Annotated in this window: 29 protein-coding genes; 22 read left to right on the top strand and 7 right to left on the bottom strand. The window is 68.2% G+C overall.

Going from position 1 to position 22,011, the window contains the following annotated elements; all coding sequences use genetic code 11:
• Positions 1-90 precede the first annotated feature (90 nt).
• The 13 genes from ACWICD_RS04065 to ACWICD_RS04005 all read left to right on the top strand — a co-directional run bounded on the left by ACWICD_RS04065 (position 91) and on the right by ACWICD_RS04005 (position 9,933).
• The gene (locus ACWICD_RS04065) at positions 91-1,266 is read left to right on the top strand and encodes a CpaF family protein (protein ID WP_454139353.1); all 1,176 of its coding nucleotides are present in this window, start codon (positions 91-93) and stop codon (positions 1,264-1,266) included.
• Positions 1,263-2,120, top strand: a complete 858-nt coding sequence (locus ACWICD_RS04060) for a type II secretion system F family protein (RefSeq protein WP_376127808.1) — start codon at positions 1,263-1,265, stop codon at positions 2,118-2,120. Before ACWICD_RS04065 ends, ACWICD_RS04060 begins: the two co-directional genes overlap by 4 nt.
• Positions 2,117-3,034: a type II secretion system F family protein gene (locus ACWICD_RS04055; protein WP_454139352.1), complete on the top strand. Its 918-nt coding sequence runs from the start codon at positions 2,117-2,119 to the stop codon at positions 3,032-3,034. Before ACWICD_RS04060 ends, ACWICD_RS04055 begins: the two co-directional genes overlap by 4 nt.
• Before the next feature lie 181 nt (positions 3,035-3,215).
• Complete coding sequence (locus tag ACWICD_RS04050) at positions 3,216-4,061, top strand: hypothetical protein (RefSeq protein WP_454139351.1); 846 nt, start codon at positions 3,216-3,218, stop codon at positions 4,059-4,061.
• Between the two features lie 727 nt (positions 4,062-4,788).
• Positions 4,789-5,364, top strand: a complete 576-nt coding sequence (locus tag ACWICD_RS04045) for a hypothetical protein (RefSeq protein ID WP_454139350.1) — start codon at positions 4,789-4,791, stop codon at positions 5,362-5,364.
• Between the two features lie 95 nt (positions 5,365-5,459).
• On the top strand, positions 5,460-6,038 hold the full coding sequence (locus ACWICD_RS04040; RefSeq protein WP_454139349.1) for a hypothetical protein: 579 nt from the start codon (positions 5,460-5,462) through the stop codon (positions 6,036-6,038).
• Positions 6,035-6,598: a hypothetical protein gene (locus ACWICD_RS04035; protein ID WP_454139347.1), complete on the top strand. Its 564-nt coding sequence runs from the start codon at positions 6,035-6,037 to the stop codon at positions 6,596-6,598. The genes ACWICD_RS04040 and ACWICD_RS04035 overlap by 4 nt, the downstream gene beginning before the upstream one ends.
• Position 6,599: 1 nt before the next feature.
• On the top strand, positions 6,600-6,974 hold the full coding sequence (locus tag ACWICD_RS04030) for a hypothetical protein (protein WP_454139346.1): 375 nt from the start codon (positions 6,600-6,602) through the stop codon (positions 6,972-6,974).
• Between the two features lie 282 nt (positions 6,975-7,256).
• Positions 7,257-7,532, top strand: a complete 276-nt coding sequence (locus ACWICD_RS04025) for a hypothetical protein (protein WP_454139345.1) — start codon at positions 7,257-7,259, stop codon at positions 7,530-7,532.
• Positions 7,533-7,709: 177 nt separating this feature from the next.
• Positions 7,710-8,648 (top strand): tyrosine-type recombinase/integrase, encoded by a 939-nt coding sequence (locus ACWICD_RS04020; RefSeq protein WP_454139344.1) that lies wholly within the window; start codon positions 7,710-7,712, stop codon positions 8,646-8,648.
• A 112-nt stretch (positions 8,649-8,760) separates the two neighbouring features.
• On the top strand, positions 8,761-8,952 hold the full coding sequence (locus ACWICD_RS04015) for a hypothetical protein (protein WP_454139343.1): 192 nt from the start codon (positions 8,761-8,763) through the stop codon (positions 8,950-8,952).
• A gap of 236 nt (positions 8,953-9,188) precedes the next feature.
• Positions 9,189-9,434: a hypothetical protein gene (locus ACWICD_RS04010; protein WP_454139342.1), complete on the top strand. Its 246-nt coding sequence runs from the start codon at positions 9,189-9,191 to the stop codon at positions 9,432-9,434.
• A gap of 37 nt (positions 9,435-9,471) precedes the next feature.
• A complete protein-coding gene (locus ACWICD_RS04005; protein ID WP_454139341.1) occupies positions 9,472-9,933 on the top strand; it encodes a hypothetical protein in 462 nt (153 codons plus the stop codon).
• Between the two features lie 114 nt (positions 9,934-10,047).
• On the opposite strand, the gene ACWICD_RS04000 is transcribed toward ACWICD_RS04005, so the two are convergent.
• Together ACWICD_RS04000 and ACWICD_RS03995 are read right to left on the bottom strand one after the other, a co-directional pair.
• Positions 10,048-10,596, bottom strand: a complete 549-nt coding sequence (locus ACWICD_RS04000; protein ID WP_454139340.1) for a hypothetical protein — start codon at positions 10,594-10,596, stop codon at positions 10,048-10,050.
• A 405-nt stretch (positions 10,597-11,001) separates the two neighbouring features.
• A complete protein-coding gene (locus ACWICD_RS03995; RefSeq protein WP_454139339.1) occupies positions 11,002-11,271 on the bottom strand; it encodes a hypothetical protein in 270 nt (89 codons plus the stop codon).
• A 336-nt stretch (positions 11,272-11,607) separates the two neighbouring features.
• On the opposite strand from ACWICD_RS03995, the gene ACWICD_RS03990 reads away from it, so the two are divergent.
• Positions 11,608-11,862 carry a hypothetical protein gene (locus tag ACWICD_RS03990; RefSeq protein ID WP_454139338.1) on the top strand — a complete coding sequence of 85 codons (255 nt, stop codon included), beginning with the start codon at positions 11,608-11,610 and terminating at the stop codon, positions 11,860-11,862.
• Positions 11,863-11,903: 41 nt separating this feature from the next.
• Here the strand turns inward: ACWICD_RS03990 and ACWICD_RS03985 are convergent, their stop codons facing one another.
• Complete coding sequence (locus ACWICD_RS03985) at positions 11,904-13,451, bottom strand: recombinase family protein (RefSeq protein ID WP_454139337.1); 1,548 nt, start codon at positions 13,449-13,451, stop codon at positions 11,904-11,906.
• On the opposite strand from ACWICD_RS03985, the gene ACWICD_RS03980 reads away from it, so the two are divergent.
• The 5 genes from ACWICD_RS03980 to ACWICD_RS03960 all read left to right on the top strand — a co-directional run bounded on the left by ACWICD_RS03980 (position 13,383) and on the right by ACWICD_RS03960 (position 15,233).
• Positions 13,383-13,586, top strand: a complete 204-nt coding sequence (locus tag ACWICD_RS03980) for a hypothetical protein (protein ID WP_454139336.1) — start codon at positions 13,383-13,385, stop codon at positions 13,584-13,586. The two genes, ACWICD_RS03985 and ACWICD_RS03980, sit on opposite strands and share 69 nt — an antisense overlap.
• A complete protein-coding gene (locus ACWICD_RS03975; protein ID WP_454139335.1) occupies positions 13,586-13,996 on the top strand; it encodes a TadE/TadG family type IV pilus assembly protein in 411 nt (136 codons plus the stop codon). The genes ACWICD_RS03980 and ACWICD_RS03975 overlap by 1 nt, the downstream gene beginning before the upstream one ends.
• Positions 13,971-14,435, top strand: a complete 465-nt coding sequence (locus tag ACWICD_RS03970) for a TadE family protein (protein WP_454139334.1) — start codon at positions 13,971-13,973, stop codon at positions 14,433-14,435. Before ACWICD_RS03975 ends, ACWICD_RS03970 begins: the two co-directional genes overlap by 26 nt.
• Complete coding sequence (locus ACWICD_RS03965; protein WP_454139333.1) at positions 14,432-14,863, top strand: pilus assembly protein TadG-related protein; 432 nt, start codon at positions 14,432-14,434, stop codon at positions 14,861-14,863. Before ACWICD_RS03970 ends, ACWICD_RS03965 begins: the two co-directional genes overlap by 4 nt.
• A 133-nt stretch (positions 14,864-14,996) precedes the next feature.
• Positions 14,997-15,233, top strand: coding sequence for a hypothetical protein (locus tag ACWICD_RS03960; protein WP_454139332.1), 237 nt, complete (start codon positions 14,997-14,999; stop codon positions 15,231-15,233).
• 43 nt (positions 15,234-15,276) lie between these two features.
• On the opposite strand, the gene ACWICD_RS03955 is transcribed toward ACWICD_RS03960, so the two are convergent.
• Entirely contained in the window at positions 15,277-15,639 is a 363-nt protein-coding gene (locus tag ACWICD_RS03955; RefSeq protein ID WP_454139331.1) for a hypothetical protein, read from the bottom strand.
• Positions 15,640-15,674: 35 nt separating this feature from the next.
• Positions 15,675-16,958, bottom strand: a complete 1,284-nt coding sequence (locus ACWICD_RS03950; RefSeq protein WP_376127843.1) for an MFS transporter — start codon at positions 16,956-16,958, stop codon at positions 15,675-15,677.
• 20 nt (positions 16,959-16,978) lie between these two features.
• On the opposite strand from ACWICD_RS03950, the gene prfB reads away from it, so the two are divergent.
• On the top strand, positions 16,979-18,091 hold the full coding sequence (gene prfB, locus ACWICD_RS03945; RefSeq protein WP_376127845.1) for a peptide chain release factor 2: 1,113 nt from the start codon (positions 16,979-16,981) through the stop codon (positions 18,089-18,091).
• Between the two features lie 4 nt (positions 18,092-18,095).
• Here prfB and ACWICD_RS03940 read toward each other — a convergent pair whose 3' ends face one another.
• Positions 18,096-18,320, bottom strand: coding sequence for an Lrp/AsnC ligand binding domain-containing protein (locus ACWICD_RS03940; RefSeq protein WP_454139510.1), 225 nt, complete (start codon positions 18,318-18,320; stop codon positions 18,096-18,098).
• Positions 18,321-18,341: 21 nt separating this feature from the next.
• On the bottom strand, positions 18,342-19,751 hold the full coding sequence (locus ACWICD_RS03935) for a DUF222 domain-containing protein (RefSeq protein WP_454139330.1): 1,410 nt from the start codon (positions 19,749-19,751) through the stop codon (positions 18,342-18,344).
• Between the two features lie 218 nt (positions 19,752-19,969).
• Between ACWICD_RS03935 and ftsE the strand changes: the two genes are divergently transcribed.
• Both ftsE and ftsX read left to right on the top strand, forming a co-directional pair.
• Positions 19,970-21,088, top strand: coding sequence for a cell division ATP-binding protein FtsE (gene ftsE, locus ACWICD_RS03930; RefSeq protein WP_454139329.1), 1,119 nt, complete (start codon positions 19,970-19,972; stop codon positions 21,086-21,088).
• A complete protein-coding gene (gene ftsX / locus ACWICD_RS03925; protein WP_454139328.1) occupies positions 21,085-21,999 on the top strand; it encodes a permease-like cell division protein FtsX in 915 nt (304 codons plus the stop codon). The genes ftsE and ftsX overlap by 4 nt, the downstream gene beginning before the upstream one ends.
• Positions 22,000-22,011: the final 12 nt, after the last annotated feature.

Below are 22,011 nucleotides of genomic sequence, written 5' to 3'. Positions count from 1 at the left end.
CCATCCTGCCTGCCGATCGCCGCCATCACCAGAAGTGCGTGCTGTGGATAACTTCGCCGCGCCGATCGAGCCGCTTGCGAGGATGCTCCGGTGAGTTTCATCGTCGCCCCTGCCGCCGCCGCGGAGCGCGCCGCGCCTGCCGCCGCGCTGGTCGCCGAGCGCGTGCGCGAGCGCTTGCGGCGCGAGCAGAGCGACCCCTCGCGCGACCCCGAGTTCGCCGCGCGCGTCGCGCGAGACGAAGTCCGCCGTCACAACGATTTCGCGCTCGCCCGCGGACTCGTGCCCGTCGACGACGAGGCGGCGTGCGCGCGCGAGGCGCTCGCCGCCGTCGCGGGCTACGGTCCGCTGCAGGCCTATATCGACGACCCGACGGTCGAAGAGCTGTGGGTGAACGCTCCCGACCGCATCTTCGTCGCCCGGGGCGGGGTGTCCGAGCGCGTGCCGCTCGCACTGACCGACACGGTCGTGCGCGACCTCGTCGAGCGGATGCTGCACGCTTCGGGCCGCCGCATCGACCTGTCGCAGCCCTTCGTCGACGCTTCACTGCCGGACGGCAGCCGGCTGCATGTCGTCATCCCGGACATCACACGTCGGCACTGGGCGCTCAATCTGCGGAAGTTCCTGCCCGCGTTCCGCGACCTGGCCGGTCTCGTCGCGTCTGGAGCCCTGCGGCCGGAGGGCGCGCGGCTTCTCACGGATGCGGTGCGTGCGGGGCGCAGCATCCTCGTCTCGGGAGCCACGCACGCGGGCAAGACGACCCTGCTCGGCGCGCTGATCGCGGCCTGCCCGCTCGGGCACCGGATCGTCACGGTCGAGGAGACCTTCGAGCTCGCCGTGGACGCTCCCGACCTCGTCGCGCTGCAGGGCCGGCAGCCGAGTCTCGAGGGCACGGGCGAGGTGACGCTGCGACGCCTTGTGAAAGAGGCGCTGCGGATGCGCCCGGACCGGCTCGTCGTCGGCGAGGTGCGCGATGCCGAGGCGCTCGATCTCGTCTTGGCGTTGAACACGGGGGTTCCCGGTGCCGCGACGATCCACGCCAATTCGGCGCGCGAGGCGCTCACGAAGCTCGTCGCGCTCCCGCTGCTGGCCGGGCGCAACATCGACGCGGGCTTCGTGATGCCGGCGGTGGCGGGCTCGGTCGACCTCGTCGCGCATTGCGTGCGGGATGCCGGGGGTCGCCGTCGCGTCGCCGAGATCATCGCGCCGACGGGTGTCGAGGGCGGGCTCATCGCCGCGCGGACGCTGTATCGGGCGGACCAGTCATGACCGTCGTGCTCGGTGCGAGCCTCGCGGCCGGGATGCTGCTCGCGCTGTCGCCGTGGCTCTGGCCGGACGGCATCCGTCGATCGCCCGCTGCCGAGAGGACGCGCATCACGCGACTGCTCGAGGAGGCGGGGCTCGGACGGGTCGCCCCGTGGCAGCTCGCGGCGGTGTCGGTGTGCGCGGCATCGCTCGGCGGCGCCGTCGCGTGGCTCGTCGTTCCGGTCGCACCGCTCGCCGTCATCGCCGCGGGAGCGGGCGGGTTCGCGCCGGTCGTGGCGGTGCGCGCGCAGCGGACTCGGCGGCAGCGTTCCCGGCGCCGCCTCTGGCCCGATGTGTGCGATCTGCTCATCGCCTCCGTGCGTGCCGGCATGTCGCTGCCCGACGCCGTCGCGAGCCTCGCGGACTGCGCCCCCATCGAGCTGCGCGCCGGGTTCTCGGCGTACCGGCGCGACCTGGCGGCATCCGGTCACTTCGATTCGAGCGCGCGGCAGCTCAAGGCCGCGCTGGCCGACCCCGTCGCCGACCGCATCGTCGAAACGCTGCGGATGGCCCGCCAGGTCGGCGGCACCGAGCTCGGACCCGTGCTGCGTTCGCTCGCCGCATCGGTGCGCGCCGATGCGGCGCTGCGCGCCGAGGTCGAGGCGCGGCAGTCGTGGATCCGGGGTGCGGCGGTGCTCGGCGTCGCGGCGCCGTGGGTCATTCTGACGCTGCTCGCGATGCGGCCCGAGGGGGCGAGCGCCTACGCGAGCGCGGAAGGCGTCGTGCTCGTGGTCGCGGGAGCCGTCGTCTCGGTCATCGCATACCGGGTGATGCTGCGCATGGGGCGCCTCGCCGAGCCGCGGCGGTGGTTCGCATGAGCGCCGTGACCGATGTCGCCGTCGCCGTCGTCCTGGGCGCGGGTCTCGGCGTCGGAGTGTGCCTGCTCGTCGCCGTCGCCCCGCGCTGGGGAGCGATGTCTCTCGCACAGCGTGTCGGGCCGTATATCCGGGACGTGACCGACCCGCGCGGCACCACCGTGCCGGCGGCGCCGGACCTGTTCGCGCTGTGGCGAGCGGCGCAGATGCGGTTCGCGCGTGCCGTCGGGGGTGCGTCGTCGCTCGAGCGGCGGCTGCGGCAGGCGGACTGGGCGATGGATGCCGCGATGTTCCGCGGGCGTCAGCTGACCTGGGGGATCGTCGGTGTCGGTCTCGGCGGCGTGCTCATGGTCGGACTCGCGCTCGTCGGCCGTGCGTCGGCGAGCGCGTGGATCCTGCCGCCCGTGGTCGGGCTCGTCGCCGTCGTCGTGTGCGACGTCGTGTTGACCCGTGCCGCGCGCGCCCGCGTCGCGCGGCTCGAAGAGGAGCTGCCGACCCTGTGGGAGTTCCTCGCGCTGTGCCTGTCAGCGGGCGAGGGCATCCTCGATTCGCTCCGACGTGTCGGCGACATCGGTGCGGGGGACATGTCCGCCGAGGTGCGCGGCGTCGTCCTCGCGGTGGGGACGGGGTCGTCGCTGCCGGAATCGCTGGCGCGTCTGTCGGAGCGACTCGACGTGCCCGCGCTCTCACGCGGGGTCGACCATCTCGTCGCCGCGATCGAGCGCGGCGCGCCCCTCGCGCACGTGCTGCACGCGCAGGCGCTCGACGCGCGCGAGGACGCCAAGCGCGGCCTGCTCGAACGCGCGGCGCGCAAGGAGATCGTCATGCTCCTGCCGCTCGTCTTCTTGATCCTGCCGCTCAGTGTGATCTTCGCCGTCTTCCCCGGGGTGTTCATGCTCCGACTCGGAATCGGCTGACCCGTAGGAAAGGACTCTCATGCGATACCTCTTCACCCGTGCGCACGCCGCACTGCAGGACCTCCGCGACGACGAGCGCGGCGATGTGCCCGGCTGGGTGCAAAAGCACTGCCACCTATGACGGCGCCGCAGCAGTTCTGGAATGTTGCGGACAATTAGTAGATCCAACAGAATGCGAACCATGCCCTCATCGACCAAACCTGGCAAGAAGCCAATCTGTTTCGTGATTTCGCCGATTGGCGGTTCGGGTTCCGAGGTCCGCAAAGCCGCCGACCAGGTCCTGAAACACCTCATCCGTAAGGCACTGGAGGAGGACTACGAGATCAAGCGCGGCGACGAGGACTCGAATCCGGGTTCGATCACCTCTCAGATCATCGAGTCGATCATCGAGGCTGACCTCATCGTCGCGGATCTTTCCGGCTACAACCCGAACGTCTACTACGAGGTGGCGATTGCTCATGGCTACGCCCGTCCGACGGTTCATATTCAGCGCGACGATGAGGAACCTGCGTTCGACCTCAAAGATATGAGGCTCATCCAGTACAACGTGCAGGATCCTGACGAGTTGGAGATCGCTCAGAAGGCGCTGGGGGACTTCGCGCGTTATGCGTTGACGAATCCTGCGAAGGTACGCACCCCGCTGACGGACGCCAGGTTGTTTGTCCAGCTAGGGGACAGTGCTGATCCGGTAGCCCAGAGCAACCTCGAAGTGATGGAGCAACTCAGATCGCTGAGGACGGAAGTACGCAGGGCTGTTGGCGGGAATCCGCGTCCGGGGCGTACGGGCAATCCGGACATTCCTAGCATCCGCAAGGTAGTCGAGCGCGCGCTCGCGCGCGGCGCTCTCGTCCCGGGCGACTTTGAGTCGGTGATCACCCCACGGACGTCAAGTGGCTTCGACAACTGGTCGCGGAAGATGCTCTCTAGCGTCACTGGAGAGGACGATGAAGATTACTTGAATGACACTCTGTTCAACCCTGAGGTCGCGGGGGCCCTACCTGACGATCCCGACGACCCGGCGTTCTGAGTCGATGGCGCGACAAACACTGTGAGCTGGATCCCTCCCACCCTCGACTCGGCGACGTGAACTGATTGGCTCGGGGAGAGGGAGACTTCCCCTGGCGGCAAACCACAGCTATCGGCGCTACCTCCGCTTTCGTGGTGTCGATCTCATCTGTTTCCGCTTTGTAGTGCGTGGCGTGAGCGCGGCTCACGTCAGGCGCTTCCGCCGTGTACAGTCGCTCGCGTCGACTCGTCTCGATGCCGCCCCCGCTCTGGCCTACGCAAGCCACGAGAGCGGGGGCATTCTCGTGCCGCGGGCATCACGTTTCCAGAAACGTGAACACGTTATGACTTACGACCTGGGGTTTTTGCTCGACTTCGGCGATCTCGCCATGTACCGTGAGCGGCCTCGGGGCGCTTGTGCCGCCGCTCCGGGATCTTGCGAGCGGCGCCGCACGAGACGGGACTCTATGTCGACTCCGACGACCTCACGGCGCCGCTACCCGTTCACGAAAGATGCACCCTGGTTCATCCATCAAGACGTCGTAACTATAGGCGCGAACGAGAGCACACGTTATGCGCAACCCGATGCACGTTACGAGCTAAACGCGCTTCAGCGGGAGTACTCCACACGCCGAGCAATCCGGCGATGCGGTGCGGCTGGGCATGATTGCGGCCTGGCGCTCTGCGCTATCTGCTCGACCGCCCGAGCGGCACAGCTTCGCCGCGATCTCATGGCACGGCTCAGTCACGTGCGGTTCGGAACGGTCCTCCTGTGGACGGCGACCGTCCCGAGCATGCTAGGCGCGGCCCTCGGGCCGCTGAGAGCCGATCTCGTGCGCGTGATTCAAGCGACGACGGGCGGCGGATGGCTTGCGCGCCGCGGGGTGATGGGCACAGCCCGGGTGATCGAGTGCAAGTACTCCGCGAGTGGGTGGCACCCTCACGCGCACACCATGCTCGTTTTCCGAAACGAACTGACGCCGTCTGAGGTTGTCGCGTTCGATGTCGAGCTACGCAACCGCTACCTGTCGAAAGCCGACCGCCTGGACGTCGCGGCGAGTGCGGAGGGGCAGGACGTCAGGCGCTACGGCGCCCACTCCGATGCCGTGGACTACATCACAAAAGAGCGTGTGAGCCCTCACGGCACGGATTCCGCCTCGGTGCTCTGGGATCTCGTGAGGCAGGGCGTCGCCGACGCACTCACCCTCGTGCACGAGCTGGAGAGCGGGACCTATCGCCGCCGATCATGGGCCGTGACGGGCGTGTGCGCGCCGCCCGTCGAGCTGGACTCCCTCATCGCACGCGGCGTGTTTGATCGCCCGTAACGCGTAACGTGCATATTGGCACTTCCGTAGCGCGTAACATGTGCATACTGCTATTCAACTTGGCAATATTTGAACTTTGTGCGTAATCTGCTCGCATGTCCGATCTCGCGCCGCTCAGCAACGCCTCGCCCTACGGGGCGTCGTGCCGCGTATGTGCGCACAGCGAGCTGGGGACCATCGATGCGTTGCTTGCGCAGAGCGCTCCCATCACGCGACTCGTGCAACAGTTCGGGGTGAGTCGCGATTCTCTCTATCGGCACCTCCGGTGGCATCTCCGCCCCGCGCTCGCCGAGTCGATCACCCGCTCGCCCGAGATGCGCCCCGCGGCGCTTGTTGAGCGAATGGCGGATATCGCAAACGATGCCCGAGACGCCCGCCGAGTCGCGTACGCCGCAGGGAACGCCTGGCTTGGCGCCCGGCTCGGAGAGGCCGAGATGCGCGCACTTGTCGCGCTCGCCGAGCGATTCGGCGTTGATCACGACCGCACCGCAGATGAGCTGAGGGACGCGGCGAGCATCGCTCGTGCACTTGTCGTGCTCGCCCGCGACGACGCCCACGTCGCCGAGGCCGTCGCCGCCGCTTTCGACCGGGACGACCGCCCAGACATCGCCGCGCTCGTGCGCGGTGCCGCCAGCTCGATTTCAGAAACAACACTCACATTGGAGACAACATGACTGACGCGACTACGCCGCAGGATCTCGATGACATCCTCGCGGCAGACGACGCCGCACCCCGCATCGTTTCGCCCGGGGAGGAGGTCTATTGCGTTGCGCACGGACTCACGATCTCCACCTCGACAGGGGGCGTTCTCGGCGGGCGCTTTGTCACCCTCAGGCCGGGACAGACGTTCGTCGTCACCGCGGCGATGATCGAGGCATCGCGGGATCGGCACGGGCGGATCGGCTGGCCCGCATGGGTGCACGATGAGGCCGAACAGGTTCGGCGCTGGGGCAAAGTGATGCTCCGCCCGGGACGCCCCGCCGAAGACTTCGTGCCCTGGAGGTTTGGCTCCGAAGAGTGGGCGGAGGCTCGGGAGACGGCACGTCGCCGGGCTTGGGCGCAGGACAGCCCCGCCGAACAGCGGGCCGCGCTGGCCGAAGTCGAGAGGGTCTACGGACCGGGCCGCAAGACGTCGTTCACGACAAACAAGCAGCGTTACGGAACGCCGAGCGAGCATGCCGCCAGTGAGCAGGCCGAGGCGTTCGCGCGGGCGCGTGCTGAGGGAAAGCGCTGAGATGAGCACGACAACCGAGTTCAACCGACGCACTCGCGCGCAGGCCTGGCGCGACAGCATCGCGGGATACCTCAGCGCCGAGCTGAGATCGCCGATCCGGCCACGCATCTCAGCGCGGCGACCGTCTGAGACGTTCGCGAACGTGACGGGCGACGTCCTCGGCGTGCCGGGGGTGACAGTCCTCGCGTCCGCTGAGCACCGCATGCGGCTCTCCGAAGATCTCGACGTAGCAGGACGTCGGGCGGCCGATGCGGGTGACCAAATCGGCGCCGTCGTTCAGCGTCGCCATGGCCGACCGACCGCCGAGAGCTACGTGCTCATGACTCTCGATCATTTCGGCAAGCTCCTGCGCCGCGACGTGCCGGGAGTGGGCTGACATGGCGGGCGCGCGCGCAGGCACCCTCTTTGGCCGAGCCGCTGAGGCCTGGGACGCATTGCAGGACGCTCTAGGGCACACGACGCCAGGGTGCGCGGATGATGATCGATTCACGCCCGACGAGATGAACAGTGCTGAGCGCGCGACACTTGCCGCGATATGCGCCCGGTGCCCCCTGTTCGGGCCGTGTGAGGCGTTCGCGGACGTGATGCCGCCGACAACTCGCTATGGATACTGGGCTGGTCGATGGCGGATGCCGAGCCAGCCGCGGGAGCTGGTCGCATGACCACCGCGGGGCCGAGTGTTCGCGCCCGTCAGATCGCCGACGCGATGCCGACGCCGCGGATCATCGCGCCGACGATCTCAGGCGATGTCGTCGTGCACGTCGGCGTTCGCGCTTATGGCCTGCCGGGCGCGGCGGAGTATGTGCACGACGAGCACGAGGCGATTTTGTACGTGCGCGTCGCGGATGCGATCCACGTGCTCGGCGAGCGCGGCGAGCTGATCGGCTTTCGGCCGGAGATCCTCGAAGCGATCCGGCGCACACACTTCCCCTGAGCCGCCGCGCGCGGGTAGTGGCTCGGGATCTCGACCCCTCGCGCGGCTCCTGTCGGCGGACTCCGCCGCCGACCCGTGGCCCCGGTCCCGCTCTTCCTCCTGGGGGGCGGATGCCGGGGCCGCGCCCGTTTTCGGAGCGCTCTGCGCCCACGCGATAATGTCAGTTATCATGTGAGCATGATGACGCTCGCGAACTTCTCGCAAACGACCAACGCCGACCGCCACGCGGCGCTCACCGGGGCGTGGCTCATGTCCCTTGGCTCCGAGCACACACGGCGTGCGTACAGGGGCGACATCCGCGGTATGTTCGCGTTCCTCGACTCGTTCGACCTCGACGCGCTCGAAGCCGAACGCCGCCATCTCGACGCCTATCGCCTCACGCTGACCGGCGCCGCCTCGACCGTCGCGCGCAAGCTCGCGGCGGCGTCGTCGTTCTACAGTTACGCGAGCATCGAGGGGGCGATGCCCCATGCCGAGGCTCACCCTGTGCGCCGCGTTGTGCGCCCTCGCGTCGACGCCGACCACAGCGCCACGCGCGGCCTGAGCAAGAGTGAGGCGCTGGCGTTCCTCGACGCCGCGGAGGCTGACGGCCCGCGCGCGTTCGCGCTGGTGTCGTTGCTCGTCATGAGCGGCGCGCGGCTCTCCGAGGTGCTCGGCGCGGATCGTGCCCATCTCCAGCACGACAACGGGCACCGCGTACTCGTCGTGACGCGCAAGGGGGGCAAGGTGGCCAAGCTCGCGCTACCGGCTCAGACCGTCGCGGCACTCAGCGTCTATCTCGGCGCGTCCGCCGCCGCGGGGCAAGAGATCGTAACCGCCGACGCGGCGAGCGCCGACGCGCCCCTGTTCACGACGGCGACCGGCAAGCGCTGGGCGGCATCCGAGGCGTTCCGCACGGTTCAGCGCATCGCCCGCCGCGCCGGGATCGACGGGGCCGTGTCGCCGCACTCGCTCCGACACACGCACGCGACGCTCGCACTCGACGCTGGGGTGACGCTTGCCGATCTCCAAGACTCGATGGGGCACGCCGACCCGCGTACGACGCGCCGCTACGACCGCGCGCGCGGTCGGCTGGAGCGCTCCAGCGCCTACGCGGTCGCGTCAGCGCTCGGCTAACCCGGGCGCCCAAGATCACGCATCACGCCCCGCCTACCGGCTCAACCCGCCACGTTTCCTAGAAACCGCCGAGGCGGCATGATGGGAGAATTCGCAATGTCTGGGGGAACGCATGGCACTGGTGCCGCAACAAGATGTCATCGTCATTCGGGGGCCGTACTCACACGCGTCCCGCGCATACGATGAGGCACCACAACAACTGAAGCAACGCCTGGAGAGCTACCCGGCGTGCCGCATCATCTCGATCACATGTCGCGGCAATATGGCCGACTATGTGCTGACAGCGGTTGTCGAGACGGTCTAGTGAGTGACGACCGGCCTCTCAGCGAGCGCCCCGCCGCACGCCCTACGACGCCGCCTGCGTCATCCGGTGCGTCCAGCGCTGGCCAGCCGCCTACACCCAAGAGGGGCTTGGGTTGCTCTGGTATCGGATGCATCGGCGTTATCGCCGTTGTCGCTCTAATCTTCATTGTGCCCATCACCGGGAACCTCATCGGGAACGCGACGCGTCCCGCGCCCGTAACGCTTCAGCCCGAGGTGATGATCACAGAATGCATCGAACAGGTGGCGGAATGGGCCGACGTCGACCCGAGCGAAATCACTGCCACAGATGTCAGCGATGAGAACTACTCGGGCACCGCGTGGGACTTCCGTGGCACTTACCCCGGTGGAGACTGGGCATGCGGCGGGACGGCGGGCACGCGCACTCCGGCACAGACGATGGTCTATCCAGGTGGGGCGGACTCGACCGACGTCAACGACATCCCTCAGCGGATCTACCCCTGACTCTTCAGCGCTCGCGCCCGTCTGACAAGCTGTGATGATGGACGACGAGAACGACGGCGAGAACTTCTTGCAGGCGGGTGAGTTGCCGCCCCTGAGTATCCCGGCATTCCAGTTGCACACGTTCGCGATCATCGAGAGTTTCCAGCGGGGAACGCCGGGATTCGTGTCCGACGACTACCTCGATTCCATCTCCGCAGAGACGACCGTTAGTGCCGTCGAGCTTGAAACGGCGGGACTATGGGTGCGCCGCGACGACGGCTATTTCGTGGACGATGACGAGACAATCGGCATGGTGCTGAGCTTCAACGAACGCCAAGCAGACGGCGCGGCGGAATGCCTTGCGCGCGGTCACCACGCGCCGCTCGACGATGACGAGGCGTGGATCATCTGCGCGACGTGCCACGTGCCCCTCGTGCGCCCGGACGGTAAACCGGTCGCGGGCGTGAATGGCGAGCCGCCCAACTACGGCCCGCGCCAGGACGACCTCCGCACCGACTAGTCGCGCCGGGACCAAGTTCGGTGGGTCGGGTGCATCGCTCTATCGCGAGATCCCTGCCGACTAGCTCGATGTCATCCGAACCGCCCCCGTCTCGGGTCGGGGGCATCTCCCTGTCTAGAGATCCCCCCGGAGCAACTCGGCGGCTCGATTCTCCACGGCTACGAACGCGTCGCCGAGGGTGCGGTAGTACGCGAACACGTCCCCCACCGCGCCGCCGTCCACGATCTGACCGCCCGTGCGTTTCGACTCGGCTAGCAGTGCGCTCATGGCGGTGCCGTCCGCGAATAACGTCATTGCTCCAGATAGGGCATCAAGTAATGCGGAATCTCTGACCATGAGGCGCAGTTCTCCCGCGATGCGTCGAACAGTCTGGGCATTCTCGCGTTGCTCGCGCCCCGAGTCTGTGTCGGGCCATTCCATCCAAAAGTTGGGATCACCCGCCGCCGAGTAGTAGATCGGCACGAGATCCCCCGTCATCTTCGCGTAGACCGTGCCAGCGCTGACTAGCTGGGCGACGAGCGCGCGCACATCGCGGCGCCGCTCCTCGCGTCGCGCGGAATCTGCCTGGCGCTGACTGTAGCGGTGCGTCAGTATTATGCCGATGATTCCGCTTGCAAGAGTGAATCCGCCAGTGATGAGCGCGACATAGACGGTTTCCGACACGACGCCAGGGTATAGGCGCCCGCGGCAGTCGTGCGGCAAGTTCCCCAGCTCGATCTACGCCGATAGCCCCGGCCAGTGCGAGTTGTCCACAGCCTGGCCAACATGGCGCCGCAGATCGACGCTGAGCGCATAACCTGGCCGGCGTGACTCACGACCTCGATGCGCCGCTCTGCCAGGCGTGCCCGACGCTCGACCGATTGCACCCCGCTGGGACGCCGGAGCGCCCGCGCTGGGAGTGTTCGGAGTGCGGAGCGGTGCGCCTGAGCTAGAGGATGGCGGCGCGATTCACGGTCCGGGGGTCTCCGGCCCAGTCTGGACGCGGCTCCGGGTGAACATGCGCCGAAAGAACCCGCGACTCCTCCCTACGGGCGAGAGTTGGCTCGGCGCTTGGCCGGGGAATCGTTTCTAACCGTGAGAGATGAGCGTGATCGAATCAATCTCCCCCAACTGCGCAAGATCGAGATACACGCCGTCACAATAGAGGCTCAGCGTCGAGCCCTCCGCCGCCGACCACAGGAACGAGCGGGAAACTTCGCATCGCGCCAATCCGTCTCCCACCGCGACTTCCATCTGCGGAGTCCGATTGGGACTGTCCTGTGCGCGCGTGACGGGGATACGAACACTGATCTCGTGATCCTTGGCCCAGGTTTCGATGACCGCGGTGTCGCTGATCACGTACCCGTCTCCGACCCGCTGACCCTCCACGAGAACTGACCGCGTGCCTGAGGCGGCATCCCATCCCGCCTGTTGCGCCGAGCTACACGCCCAGGGAACGCCGACAGCGAGCACCAGCAATGCCGCGCCGATGATCCATCCGAGTCGCCCAGACCTACGCGGCGTCACAGAAGATCGGTTACTCACGTCTCGCACACTAGCGGCACCGCCGCCCGAGGCGTGCTCTCCGCTCGTGCGGCATGGTCTCCAGCTTGATCTACGCCGGGAACCTGGCTCCCGGGTGTCGGCACAGGGTGGCGAGATCTCGATGCCGTGGAACGCGCTACAGTCGCGCACATGGATGCCCACGCCGCCGCCGAAGAACTCTTGTCGATCATCGAGCGCCACATCGAGCAGATGGGGTACGCCCGGTACAACGGCGTGCGGGATGAGCTTGCACGCGAGGCGGGCGAGGAATGGATCGTCCTGAGCAAGCGTCACCGCCGCAACATCTCGCCGGATGTGACTGCCGCATTCCGAAAGCTCGACGGGTGGGCGTCGCTCGACTGGAACGCGCCCCGTCAGCGCTGGACGCGCAAGCCGACCGACTAGACCGCGACGTTTTCGGAGTCCGCGTGATGGTGCGTGGGGAATCAGTCTCGACGTTGCGTCGTGGTGCCTGGGAGCTCCGAAAGCGAGATGCGCGCGGGGCCCCGTCCACCAACCTTGACTACGGGCCGATATCGGGCACGAATCATGGCGTGCTTCCGTTCGATGGGAATGCCCTCCCACAAGGCCCAAAATCGGCCTTGCCACGCGTCGCGCTCCGCAGTGTCATTGAATCCCGCGGGGGACTGCCGCCATTCGGTCAGGAACGCCGCGAGCGCGCCGCCCTCCGCCGCACGTGCGACTAGCCCGTCGCGCTCCAGTTCCAGCGCCTCGCGCTCGATATCGAGCGTGGCGAGGCTCCCCAATGCCTGACCGTGAATCGACTTTTGGCGGCGGTCTATCAGCACAGAGCCCACATGATCCCGACTCTCGGAGTTGGCCGCGAGACGTGCGGTCACACTCTCCAACGCGCTCGCGATGTCGTCGCCCGGAACAGTTAGCTTGCCGCTATAGAGATCCGCCCACAGCATGGCGATGATGAGATCGTCCGCCATCGCCTGAACGATGGTTGCGTGCCGTCGGGTCTTGTCGTAGAGAGTCTGAGAGCACTTGTAGTGCTTGTATTCATGGCGCGTGCCTCCTTTCCTCTGGGAGTAGCCGACAGTGCCGTGCATAGGGGCTCCGCACTCACAGCGGATCAGGCCCCCGAGCAACGTCTGCGCCCGTTCTCCGACGGGTGTTCCAGACTTGATCCTCGACCGGAGCGAGTCCAGTTGCACACGCGTGATGATCGCCTCGATCTGACTTTGCGGAAGCTCGACGCCTCGATGCACCAGCCGACCGGCGTTCCGGTCGCGGAGTAGCAGTTGCCGAACTGTAGTCGCGGTCCACAGGCCTCGCGGCTGGCGGGTGATGCCATCACGGCCCTTGCGCTCGCGCATCATGCCGTCCGTCTTGACACCCGCCGCGTTCCAGTCTTTCGCGATTCGGAGCAGCGAGCGTTCGCCGCCGAGATAGTCAGCAACGGCGCTCCGAATCAGGTCCGCCTCATCCGCGCGGGCGGTGATCCTGTCGGGCTCCCATCCGAACGGACGAGCACCCCACAGCGGCATCCCTGCGGCCCGCTCGCGGTCGTATCGGCGTCTCTGTCGCACCCCGCGCACGCGGCCCTCACGACGACCGGACGCAAAGATGCTGACCGCAGTCTCTTCGCCCGCAGGCGACGACGGATCGAGCGGGCCGTCTGTTTCAAGGAACCACGTCACGCCGCCCTTGTCACTCGCTTGGATGAACTCGATTCCGTCAAGGTACGTGCGCGCCAGACGCTCGCCTTCGACCGCGATTAGCACGTCGAACGATCCCGCGCGCATGGCTGACAACAGAGCCCGAGCGCCGGGCCGATTTTCGATAGTCGTGTCGTCAATCTCCCGGCCCGAGGCCGCGATCCCGTCGTCCTGAAAGATGTGCGCCGGGTCCACGGTCCAGCCCTCACCCGCCGCGATGGACTCGCACAGCGCGATCTGATGTTCGACCTTCGGGACGCGTTTGTCCTTCCGGCTGATCCGGGCGTAGATTGCGGCACGCTTACTCATAGGTGCCACTCTATCGTCAGATGGGTGCTCATCACCCTCATGACGGCCGGACTGGTCGTCGTGATCTGGGCGCTCGCCGGGCCCGCGCTCGCGGGGCTGTTCGAGCAGGCGATCTCGCGTGTCGCCGGGTTCTGATGCGCGGCATCCGCTCTCGCCTCGTCGCGGCGTTGCGCGATGACGGGGGATCGGCGCCGGTCGAGTTCGTGCTCGTCGGGGTGCTGCTGACGGCGCTCACGCTCGGCGTGCTGCAGTTCGGGCTCGCGGTGTACGTGCGCAACGTCGTGCACGACGCGGCGGTCGAGGGGGCGTACCACGCGGCGCTCGCCGACACGAACGCCCTCGACGGTGAGCGTCGCACCCGCGAGATTCTCACGCGCACGGTCGGAGGCGGCTACGCGACCGACGTGCGGGTGGCCGCGGTCCGTACCCTCGGCCACGACACCGTCGCCGTGACGGTGCGCGCGACGCTGCCGCTCGTCGGGCTGTGGGGCGCGCCCGGGATGCTGGAGGTGACGGCGCATGCGCCCCTCGAGTCGTTCGGGTGAGGTCGACGACCTCGAGCGCGGCTCGGCGGCGCTGGAGTTCATCCTGGTCGGTGTCGTGCTGCTCGTGCCGGTGCTCTACCTCGTCGTGGCGCTGGGCATGATCCAGGCGCAGTCGCTCGGCGCCGAGGCCGCGGCGCGGCACATCGCGCGCGCGATCTCGACGGCGGATGATGCGACGGATGCCGGTGCGCGCGCGGATGCCGTGCTCGATTCCGTCGTGCGCGAGTACGGCATGGACGCCGAACGCGTGCATGTCTCGATCGCGTGTGCGCCCGCCGTCGTACCGTGCCCCGCGCCGGGGGCGACCGTCGTGGTGTCGCTGCGCACGACGGTGCCGTTGCCGTTCGCGCCGTCTGTGCTCGGGCTCGACCGCGTCGCCGCCGTGCCCGTCGAGGCGAGCGCGGTGCAGAAGGTCTCGCGGTTGTGGGGTGCGCCGTGATCGGGTGGCTGCGATGCCGTCTCGCCCGCGACGACCAGGGCAGCGTGCTGCTCCTCACGATCGGGTACGCGCTGCTCGCCGTCGTCACGGTGTTCGTGTGCGTCGACGCCACGAGCCTGTATCTCGCGCAGAAGCGGCTCGATGCGATCGCGGATGCCGCCGCTCTCGCCGGCGCGGACGGCTTCACGCTCGAGATCTCGGGCGCTGAGCCGGTCGCGCGCCTGACCTCCGATGACGTGTACGCGCAGGCATCCGCTCTTCTCGACGTCGTCGCGAGCGACGCGCGCGTGGTGTCGGCGGCGACGCCCGACGGTGTCTCGGCGCGGGTGACGGTGGCGGGGGAGTGGCATCCGCCGGTCTTCACGCTCTTCGTGCCCGAGGGGGTGCCGTTGCAGGCCACCGCGACGAGTCGGACGGCGTTGCGCTGACGGACAGGTTCGGGGCGGATCGTGGCGCCGACACGCCGCCGGGCTGGGCGTGTCGGCTCGGAGATCCGCCCCGAATCCGTCAGCGTGGACGATGGCGAGGTGCGACGGCCCGCCGCGCGAAAGGAGTGCCGACGTGGCTGTGTACCTGAAGTACCGACAGATCTCGCAGGACGCGACCTCGGCCGAGTACGAGATCTACACGAGCCCGACGGACGCGGATCCGCTGCGAGTGCGCGTGTCGGCGGCCGAGGATGCTCCACCGCCGGTCGTCACGGGGGAGCGGATCGCGGCGAACAAGGCGATCCGGCAGATCCTGCAGCGTCGCGTGACGGAAGGGGCCTGGCCGAAGGGCGGGATGATCCAGAGCTAGGCCGGACCGCGGCGAGTTCGCCCTCTGACCGCGCCGCGGCGAATCACTCGATCGGCAGGTGCCGGACGAAGATCGAGCTGTATCCCGCGTCCTCGATCATCGCGCGCAGCCGGTTCGCGTCGGCGGCCCGCTGCACGAACCACGTCACCGGGTAGCCCTGGCGCACCGCGTTCTGCAGCCCGGCACTGTCGCGATACGCCCCTTCCAAGCCGCCCTCGAGTGGGCCCGCTCCGTCGAACTGCCGGGTGTAGTCCGCGATCGTCCAGACCAGGTGCCCGTCGACGAACCCGTCGAAGTCGTACGACAGACCGTTCATGGGGTCCTCGACGCGGTACTGGATTCCCTTCGGGTAGCCGGTGCAGGCCACCTTGTAGTCCTCGTCGGCGAGATGGTGCTGTTCGGACATCGAGCTCCTCCGTTTCGGCGGCGGGTCATCCGATGCTACGACGGCGTGAAGCGCGGCACCCAGCGGATGAAGGCGAGTGCGCCGATGAGACCGACGACGCCGATCACGCCGGTCGCGACCGAGAGGGATGCCGCGGCGGCGACGCCCGACACCACGAGGGGCGCGACCGCGCCGCCCGCATCGGTGAGCGTGCGCCAGGAGCCGAGGAACGGTGCGGGATCGGTCTTGGGTGCGGCATCCGCCCCCAGTGTGAGCAGGATGCCGCTGGAGAGGCCGTTGCCGACGCCGAGGACGGCGGCGAAGAGCGCGAACCACATCGCCGACTGCTCGAGGTCGTGGGTGAACGACAGCGCGACGAAGCCGGCGCCCATGAGGATCATGGCCGGGAGTGCGGCCCACAGGCGTCCGAAGCGGTCCATCACCTGACCGCTCGCGTAGAACAGGGCGAAGTCGATCGCGCCCGACACCCCGACGACCAGCGCGATCGTCTGCGCGTCGAGACCGATCGAGTAGCCCCACAGCGGCAGCACGACCTGGCGCGCCGAACGGACGGCCGAGAGGGATGCCGCGGCGCTGCCGAGCCGGGCGAGAACCCCTCGATAGCGCCACATCGTGCGGAACACCCCGATGGGCGCGGCGGTCGGGATCGAGCCGGTGACCGGCTCGCCGGTGTCCTCGACGATGGCGGGGTCGGCGAGCGGCGCCGGAGAGACGGGCGCGAACTGCTTCTCGGGGTCGGGCCCGAGAAGCACGAGCAGGACCGTCGCGACGAGGCACGCCGCGAAGAGCCAGATCGCGGCGTGCTCGTCACCGAAGATCGCCAGGAGCGCGGCGGCGGCGAACGGGCCGATGAACATGCCGAAGCGGAACGTCCCGCCCAGCAGCGAGAGCGCTCGCGCGCGGAAGGCGATCGGCACCCGAGTCGTCATGAACGAGTGGCGTGCCAGGCCGAAGGCGGCGGCGCAGAAGCCGATCAGGAGGACCGCGAGCGCGAAGAGGCCGAGAGATGGGGCGAGTGCGAGCACGACGACGCCCGCGAGGGCCACCGTGCCGGCGATCGCCATCGTGAGCCGCTCGCCCATGCGCGCGACGGCCCAGCCTGCGGGCAGGTTTCCGCAGAGCTGTCCGACGACGAGAGCGGATGCCACGAGCGCGGCGGTCGCGAGATCGGCGCCCAGTTGCGCGGCGATGACCGGGATGAGCGGGATCACGGCGCCCTCGCCGAAGGCGAAGAGCACGGTCGGCGCATAGACCATGGGGCCGAACCGCCACAGCACGTCACGTGCGCGGACGGGGTCGGAGTGATCGGTCACGCCCATCCACGTTACTCTGGAGTGCCATGCTCGAACTCGATCTTTCCGACGACATCCAGGCGCTGCGTTCCACCTTCGACGACATTCGCGCCGTGGTGGACGTCGACGCACTCACCGGCGAGATTGCGCGCCTCAGCGAGGCCGCCGGCGCGCCCGACCTGTGGGACGACGTCGAGAAGGCGCAGAAGGTCACGAGCGCGCTCAGCCACCGCCAGTCCGAATACAAGCGCATCGCCGGCATCGAGCGGCGCCTCGACGACCTCGAGGTGCTCATCGAGCTCGCTCTCGAGATGGACGACGAGGACTCGGCCGACGAAGCCCGCAAGGAGCTCGCCGAGCTCGAGGGAGTCATCAGTCAGCTCGAGGTGCAGACGCTCCTCGACGGCGAGTACGACTCGCGCTCGGCCGTCGTCACGATCCGCTCCGGCGCGGGCGGCGACGATGCGACCGACTTCGCCGAGATGCTGCTGCGCATGTATCTGCGCTGGGCTGAGCGCCACAAGTACCCCGTCAAGGTCATGGACACGTCGTACGCCGAAGGCGCGGGCATCAAGTCGGCGACGTTCGAGGTCGACGCCCCGTATGCCTACGGCACGCTGTCGGTCGAGGCCGGCACGCACCGCCTCGCGCGCATCAGCCCCTTCGGATCGGCCGACAAGCGCCAGACCTCGTTCGCGGCGGTCGAGGTGATCCCGGTCATGGAAGAGGCCGTCGAGGTCGAGATCCCCGAGAACGACATCCGCGTCGACGTGTTCCGTTCGTCGGGCCCGGGCGGCCAGTCGGTCAACACGACCGACTCGGCGGTGCGACTCACGCACGTGCCGACGGGGATCGTCGTGTCGATGCAGAACGAGAAGTCGCAGATCCAGAACCGCGCTGCCGCCATGCGAGTGCTGCAGACGCGCCTGCTCCTGCTCAAGCGCGAAGAGGAAGCAGCGAAGAAGAAGGAGCTCGCCGGTGTCATCACCGCGAGCTGGGGCGACCAGATGCGGTCGTACTTCCTCTACGGGCAGCAGCTCGTGAAGGACCTGCGCACCGGTTTCGAGGTCGGCAACCCGGCGTCGGTGTTCGACGGAGAGCTCGACGGGCTCATCTCGGCCGGCATCCGCTGGCGCAAGCGCAAGGACGACGACGACTGATGTCTCAGCGCAGCGCGAGGCGCGTCTGCGTCTGTGCGCCGCCGGCATCCTTCTTGATCTTGCGAAGCAGCTGATCGAGGTCACTCATGTCGCGCACGCGCACGCGAAGCAGGTAGTCGTGCGGGCCGGTGACATGCACGGCGTCGCGTATCTGCGGCACGCCCCGCACCCACGCCAGGAAGTCGTCTGAATCGCGCGCTGAGTCGCCGCCCGTCGAGCGGGAATCGATCGCGAGAGGGGGCGGGCGCCGTCAGGTTCTGAGTACCGCGTCTTGAAGCCGGGTCGGCGAGGTCGTGACGGCCCGCCATCGACCGCTGGAGTCGTACCACAGTGGTGCGCGCACCTGGGGCACACCCCGCACCATGCGGATCGACCAGCCGCTGGATTCGAGGAATCGATGATGGAACCAGCAGACCAGCACGCCGTTATCGGTGTGTGTGGGTCCGCCTGCCGCGTGCTCCATCACATGGTGGATCTCGCACCAGGCCGCCGGAACACCGCACCCGGGGATCACGCACCCGCCGTCGCGGAGCGCGATCGCCCGACGCTGACGGCGGTTGAAGACGCGCTCTTCGGTTCCGAGCCGCAGGATTCGGCCTTCGTCGTTCATCGTGATGCGCTGGATGACCGATCCGCAGGAGATGTGCAGGGCCGTCTCCATCGAGACGGGCCGCCCGAAACCGTCGATGTGCGCGTAGCCGGTGCCGCGCGCGGCGTCTTCTTCGCGCACCGAGACGACGAGAGTGGGTGCGGCGCCGCCGATCGTCGGCAGCTCGCCGCTCGCTGCGGCCACCGTCAACACGGTCGCGAGCACGTCGTGCTGTTTCTGCGCGCGCGAGCGGGTGTCGGCCGGCCCGGGTGGATCGTCGGCGTGAGCCGGCTCGTCAACGAAGCGCACGCCGTCGACGCGGGGCGACAGTATGGCGTCGCAGAGTCGCTGGAACTGCGCCGCGACTTCGGGCATGAGCGTTCCGCGGATGGGCACGCCCGCGTCGGTCGGTGCTCCGAGCGTGACACCGCGTCGATACGCGGCGAGGCGATCGCGGGGCTCGGCACCGTCTTGGTCGAGCGCGATCTGCCACGCCTGAGCCTGGACCCGCAACAGATCCGCGCACGCCGGTGGCGCCCCGTCGGGCCCCTCACCGGTCGCCACGGCCGCGAGCAGCCGGTCGGCTTCGCAGAGCGCTTCGCGTGAGGCCCGGCGTCCTGTCGCGAGGAGGGGTGTCGCTATCGCCAGCACGCCGTCGACGCCCACTGCGCCGTCGAGCATCACGCGACGCAGCGCCGGGAGCTTCGGTTCCAATCGTTCGCCGCTCACGAGCGCGCGCTCACCGCACACGCCCTTCGTCGCGCGCAGCAGGCGCCCGACGGACGCCGGACCCAGCAGCGTCGTGCGCTGCAGCAGCTCGTTGACGTCGTGGCATCCGAATCGCGAGGTCATCCGATCTTCGACGACTCCGGTCTCGGACCGTGCCGCGACCTCGTCGCCCGCTTCGATCAGCAGCGCATCGAGGCGGCGCTGCACCCGTGCCGCTGCCGACAGCACGAGCAGCACCTGCTCATCGGATGCCCGCCGCAGGCCGTCATCGTCGCTGTGCCGCTCGAGCATCTCGCTCGCGAGCGCATCGAGCGAGTCGAGCTGTGCCAGGAGCGGGTTCATGCCTCCATCCTGGTGACCCCCTCCGACATTCGGGCCTCGATTTCACCCAGATCCGAGGTCATTTCGAAAATCTGTGGAGAACTTCTTTCGTGCCGTTCTGTGGAGGAAGCGATGCCCGCCGCGGGGGTCTGTGCCACGCTGTGATCCGAACACTCGGATGCCGCCTCTCGGGTGTCGCTGGGAGCGCCCGCACCGAGCCCGCTTAGGCTCGATGAGCCATGATCCGGTTCGAAAACGTCACGAAGCGCTTCCGTGGCACCCCGAGGCCCGCCCTGAGCGAAGTCGACTTCGAGGTGCAACGCGGGGAGTTCGTCTTCCTCGTCGGCGCCTCCGGCTCGGGGAAGTCGTCGTGCCTGCGACTGATCCTTCGCGAGGAGGTGCCCTCGGAAGGTCGCGTCGTCGTGCTCGGCCGGGATCTGCGCACGCTGTCCAACCGCAAGGTGCCCTATTTCCGCCGTCACATCGGCGCCGTGTTCCAGGACTTCCGCCTGCTTCCGACCAAGACGGTGTTCCAGAACGTCGCGTTCACCCTGCAGGTGATCGGCTCGTCGCGCGGATTCGTGCAGCAGGCCGTGCCCGAGGTGCTCGCGCTCGTGGGCCTCGCGGGCAAGGAGAAGCGGTTCCCTCACGAGCTCTCGGGCGGTGAGCAGCAGCGTGTCGCGATCGCGCGGGCGCTCGTCAACCGACCGCAGGTGCTGCTCGCCGACGAGCCGACCGGAAACCTCGACCCCGCGACATCCGTCGACATCATGCAGCTGCTCTCGCGCATCAACGCGGGCGGGACGACCGTTGTGATGGCGACCCACGAGGCCGGCTTCGTCGATCAGATGCAGCGGCGCGTCATCGAACTGCGCCACGGCGAGATGGTGCGTGACGAGCGCCACGGCGGATACGGCGACACTTCTGCCATTCCGAGCCTGGCGCCCGAACCGGAGAAGGGCGCGGCCGCCGTCGCCGCCCTCACTGCTGTACTCGAGCTGCACCGCGAGATCGTCGAGACCGGCGTCGTCGACTCCGAAGCCGTCGACGCCGCCGTCGCCGCCGCGACCGATGCGGCCGAGCCCGCGCTCGAAGCGCGTGCCGTGGCGGCGACGGATGCTGCGATCATCGAGTCCGCCGAGCAGCTCGCGCAGGCGGAGGAGACGGCTCCTGCCGCTGAGCAGCCGGCGCCGGCGCCCGTCGCCGAGCCGCAGCCCGCTCCGGAACAGACCACCCCGCGCACGAATCCGATTCCCGTCGTCGAGGCGATCGAGATGGATGTCTCGGAGCTCGGCCTCGCCGACCGGCTGGGGCTTGCCGACGCGGATCGCGACGACGAAGTGGGGCCGACATCATGAGGGTCGGGCTCATTCTCTCCGAAGCGTTCTCGGGTCTGCGCCGCAACGCGTCGATGGTCGTGTCCGTCGTGCTCGTCACGTTCGTCTCGCTCACCTTCGTCGGCGCCGCCGTGCTCATGCAGATGCAGATCGGCACGATGCGCGACTTCTGGGTCGATCGGGCACAGGTCAAGATCTTCATGTGCACCGACGTCTCGACCGAGGCGACCTGTACCGACGGCGTCGCCACTCCCGAACAGCTGACCGATGTCGAAGCCAAACTCGAGAGCCCCGCGCTGGCGGGACTCATCCGCGGCGTCGAGTTCGAAGATCGCGAGCAGGCCTACCAGAACGTCATCGACCTGCTCGGCGAGGACTACGCGAGCGTCGTCGCGCCCGAGAGCCTCAACGAGACGTTCATCATCAACCTCGTCGACCAGCGCCAATCCGACGTCATCGTCGAAGCGTTCTCGGGCACCCCGGGCATCGAAGAGGTGCGCGACGAGATGCAGTACCTCGAGCCGCTGTTCGCGGCCCTGACCGTCGCGACCTATATCGCGGTCGGCATCGCGGGTCTCATGCTCATCGCGGCGGTCCTTCTGATCGCGACGACGATCCGATTGTCGGCGTTCGCCCGGAGACGAGAGATCGGGATCATGCGCCTGGTCGGTGCATCCAATCGGTTCATCCAGACACCGTTCGTGCTCGAGGGCGTCTTCGCCGCGCTCATCGGGTCGGTGCTCGCGTCGGGAACGGTGCTGGCGGGTGTCCATTTCGGCGTCAACGGCTACCTGCGCGACCGCGTCAACTTCGTCACGACCTGGGTCGGGATGACCGAGGCGTGGCTCGTCGTGCCGATCCTGATCGTGATCGGGATCGCCCTCGCGGCGCTGTCCGCGGGCTTCGCGATCAGGCGATGGCTACGCGCCTGATTCTCGCGAGCA

Source organism: Microbacterium sp. NPDC055357, from assembly GCF_053644835.1.
The sequence above is the reverse complement of the archived record's forward strand: the minus strand, read 5'-3'. Positions and strand labels throughout refer to the sequence as shown.

Excerpts from the sequence above, each read along its gene's own strand:
- ACWICD_RS04060 (WP_376127808.1), top strand. The coding sequence starts at position 1,263 with ATGACCGTCGTGCTCGGTGCGAGCCTCGCGGCCGGGATGCTGCTCGCG.
- ACWICD_RS04040 (WP_454139349.1), top strand. The coding sequence starts at position 5,460 with ATGTCCGATCTCGCGCCGCTCAGCAACGCCTCGCCCTACGGGGCGTCG.
- ACWICD_RS03980 (WP_454139336.1), top strand. The coding sequence starts at position 13,383 with ATGTTCGACCTTCGGGACGCGTTTGTCCTTCCGGCTGATCCGGGCGTA.
- ftsE (WP_454139329.1), top strand. The coding sequence starts at position 19,970 with ATGATCCGGTTCGAAAACGTCACGAAGCGCTTCCGTGGCACCCCGAGG.
- ACWICD_RS04010 (WP_454139342.1), top strand. The coding sequence starts at position 9,189 with ATGATCACAGAATGCATCGAACAGGTGGCGGAATGGGCCGACGTCGAC.
- ACWICD_RS04015 (WP_454139343.1), top strand. The coding sequence starts at position 8,761 with ATGGCACTGGTGCCGCAACAAGATGTCATCGTCATTCGGGGGCCGTAC.
- ACWICD_RS04005 (WP_454139341.1), top strand. The coding sequence starts at position 9,472 with ATGGACGACGAGAACGACGGCGAGAACTTCTTGCAGGCGGGTGAGTTG.
- ACWICD_RS03990 (WP_454139338.1), top strand. The coding sequence starts at position 11,608 with ATGGATGCCCACGCCGCCGCCGAAGAACTCTTGTCGATCATCGAGCGC.
- ACWICD_RS04035 (WP_454139347.1), top strand. The coding sequence starts at position 6,035 with ATGACTGACGCGACTACGCCGCAGGATCTCGATGACATCCTCGCGGCA.
- ACWICD_RS03975 (WP_454139335.1), top strand. The coding sequence starts at position 13,586 with ATGCGCGGCATCCGCTCTCGCCTCGTCGCGGCGTTGCGCGATGACGGG.
- ftsX (WP_454139328.1), top strand. The coding sequence starts at position 21,085 with ATGAGGGTCGGGCTCATTCTCTCCGAAGCGTTCTCGGGTCTGCGCCGC.
- ACWICD_RS03955 (WP_454139331.1), bottom strand. The coding sequence starts at position 15,639 with ATGTCCGAACAGCACCATCTCGCCGACGAGGACTACAAGGTGGCCTGC.
- ACWICD_RS04055 (WP_454139352.1), top strand. The coding sequence starts at position 2,117 with ATGAGCGCCGTGACCGATGTCGCCGTCGCCGTCGTCCTGGGCGCGGGT.
- ACWICD_RS04050 (WP_454139351.1), top strand. The coding sequence starts at position 3,216 with ATGCCCTCATCGACCAAACCTGGCAAGAAGCCAATCTGTTTCGTGATT.
- ACWICD_RS03970 (WP_454139334.1), top strand. The coding sequence starts at position 13,971 with ATGCGCCCCTCGAGTCGTTCGGGTGAGGTCGACGACCTCGAGCGCGGC.
- ACWICD_RS03935 (WP_454139330.1), bottom strand. The coding sequence starts at position 19,751 with ATGAACCCGCTCCTGGCACAGCTCGACTCGCTCGATGCGCTCGCGAGC.
- ACWICD_RS03950 (WP_376127843.1), bottom strand. The coding sequence starts at position 16,958 with ATGGGCGTGACCGATCACTCCGACCCCGTCCGCGCACGTGACGTGCTG.
- ACWICD_RS04030 (WP_454139346.1), top strand. The coding sequence starts at position 6,600 with ATGAGCACGACAACCGAGTTCAACCGACGCACTCGCGCGCAGGCCTGG.
- ACWICD_RS03985 (WP_454139337.1), bottom strand. The coding sequence starts at position 13,451 with ATGAGTAAGCGTGCCGCAATCTACGCCCGGATCAGCCGGAAGGACAAA.
- ACWICD_RS04025 (WP_454139345.1), top strand. The coding sequence starts at position 7,257 with ATGACCACCGCGGGGCCGAGTGTTCGCGCCCGTCAGATCGCCGACGCG.
- prfB (WP_376127845.1), top strand. The coding sequence starts at position 16,979 with ATGCTCGAACTCGATCTTTCCGACGACATCCAGGCGCTGCGTTCCACC.
- ACWICD_RS04020 (WP_454139344.1), top strand. The coding sequence starts at position 7,710 with ATGATGACGCTCGCGAACTTCTCGCAAACGACCAACGCCGACCGCCAC.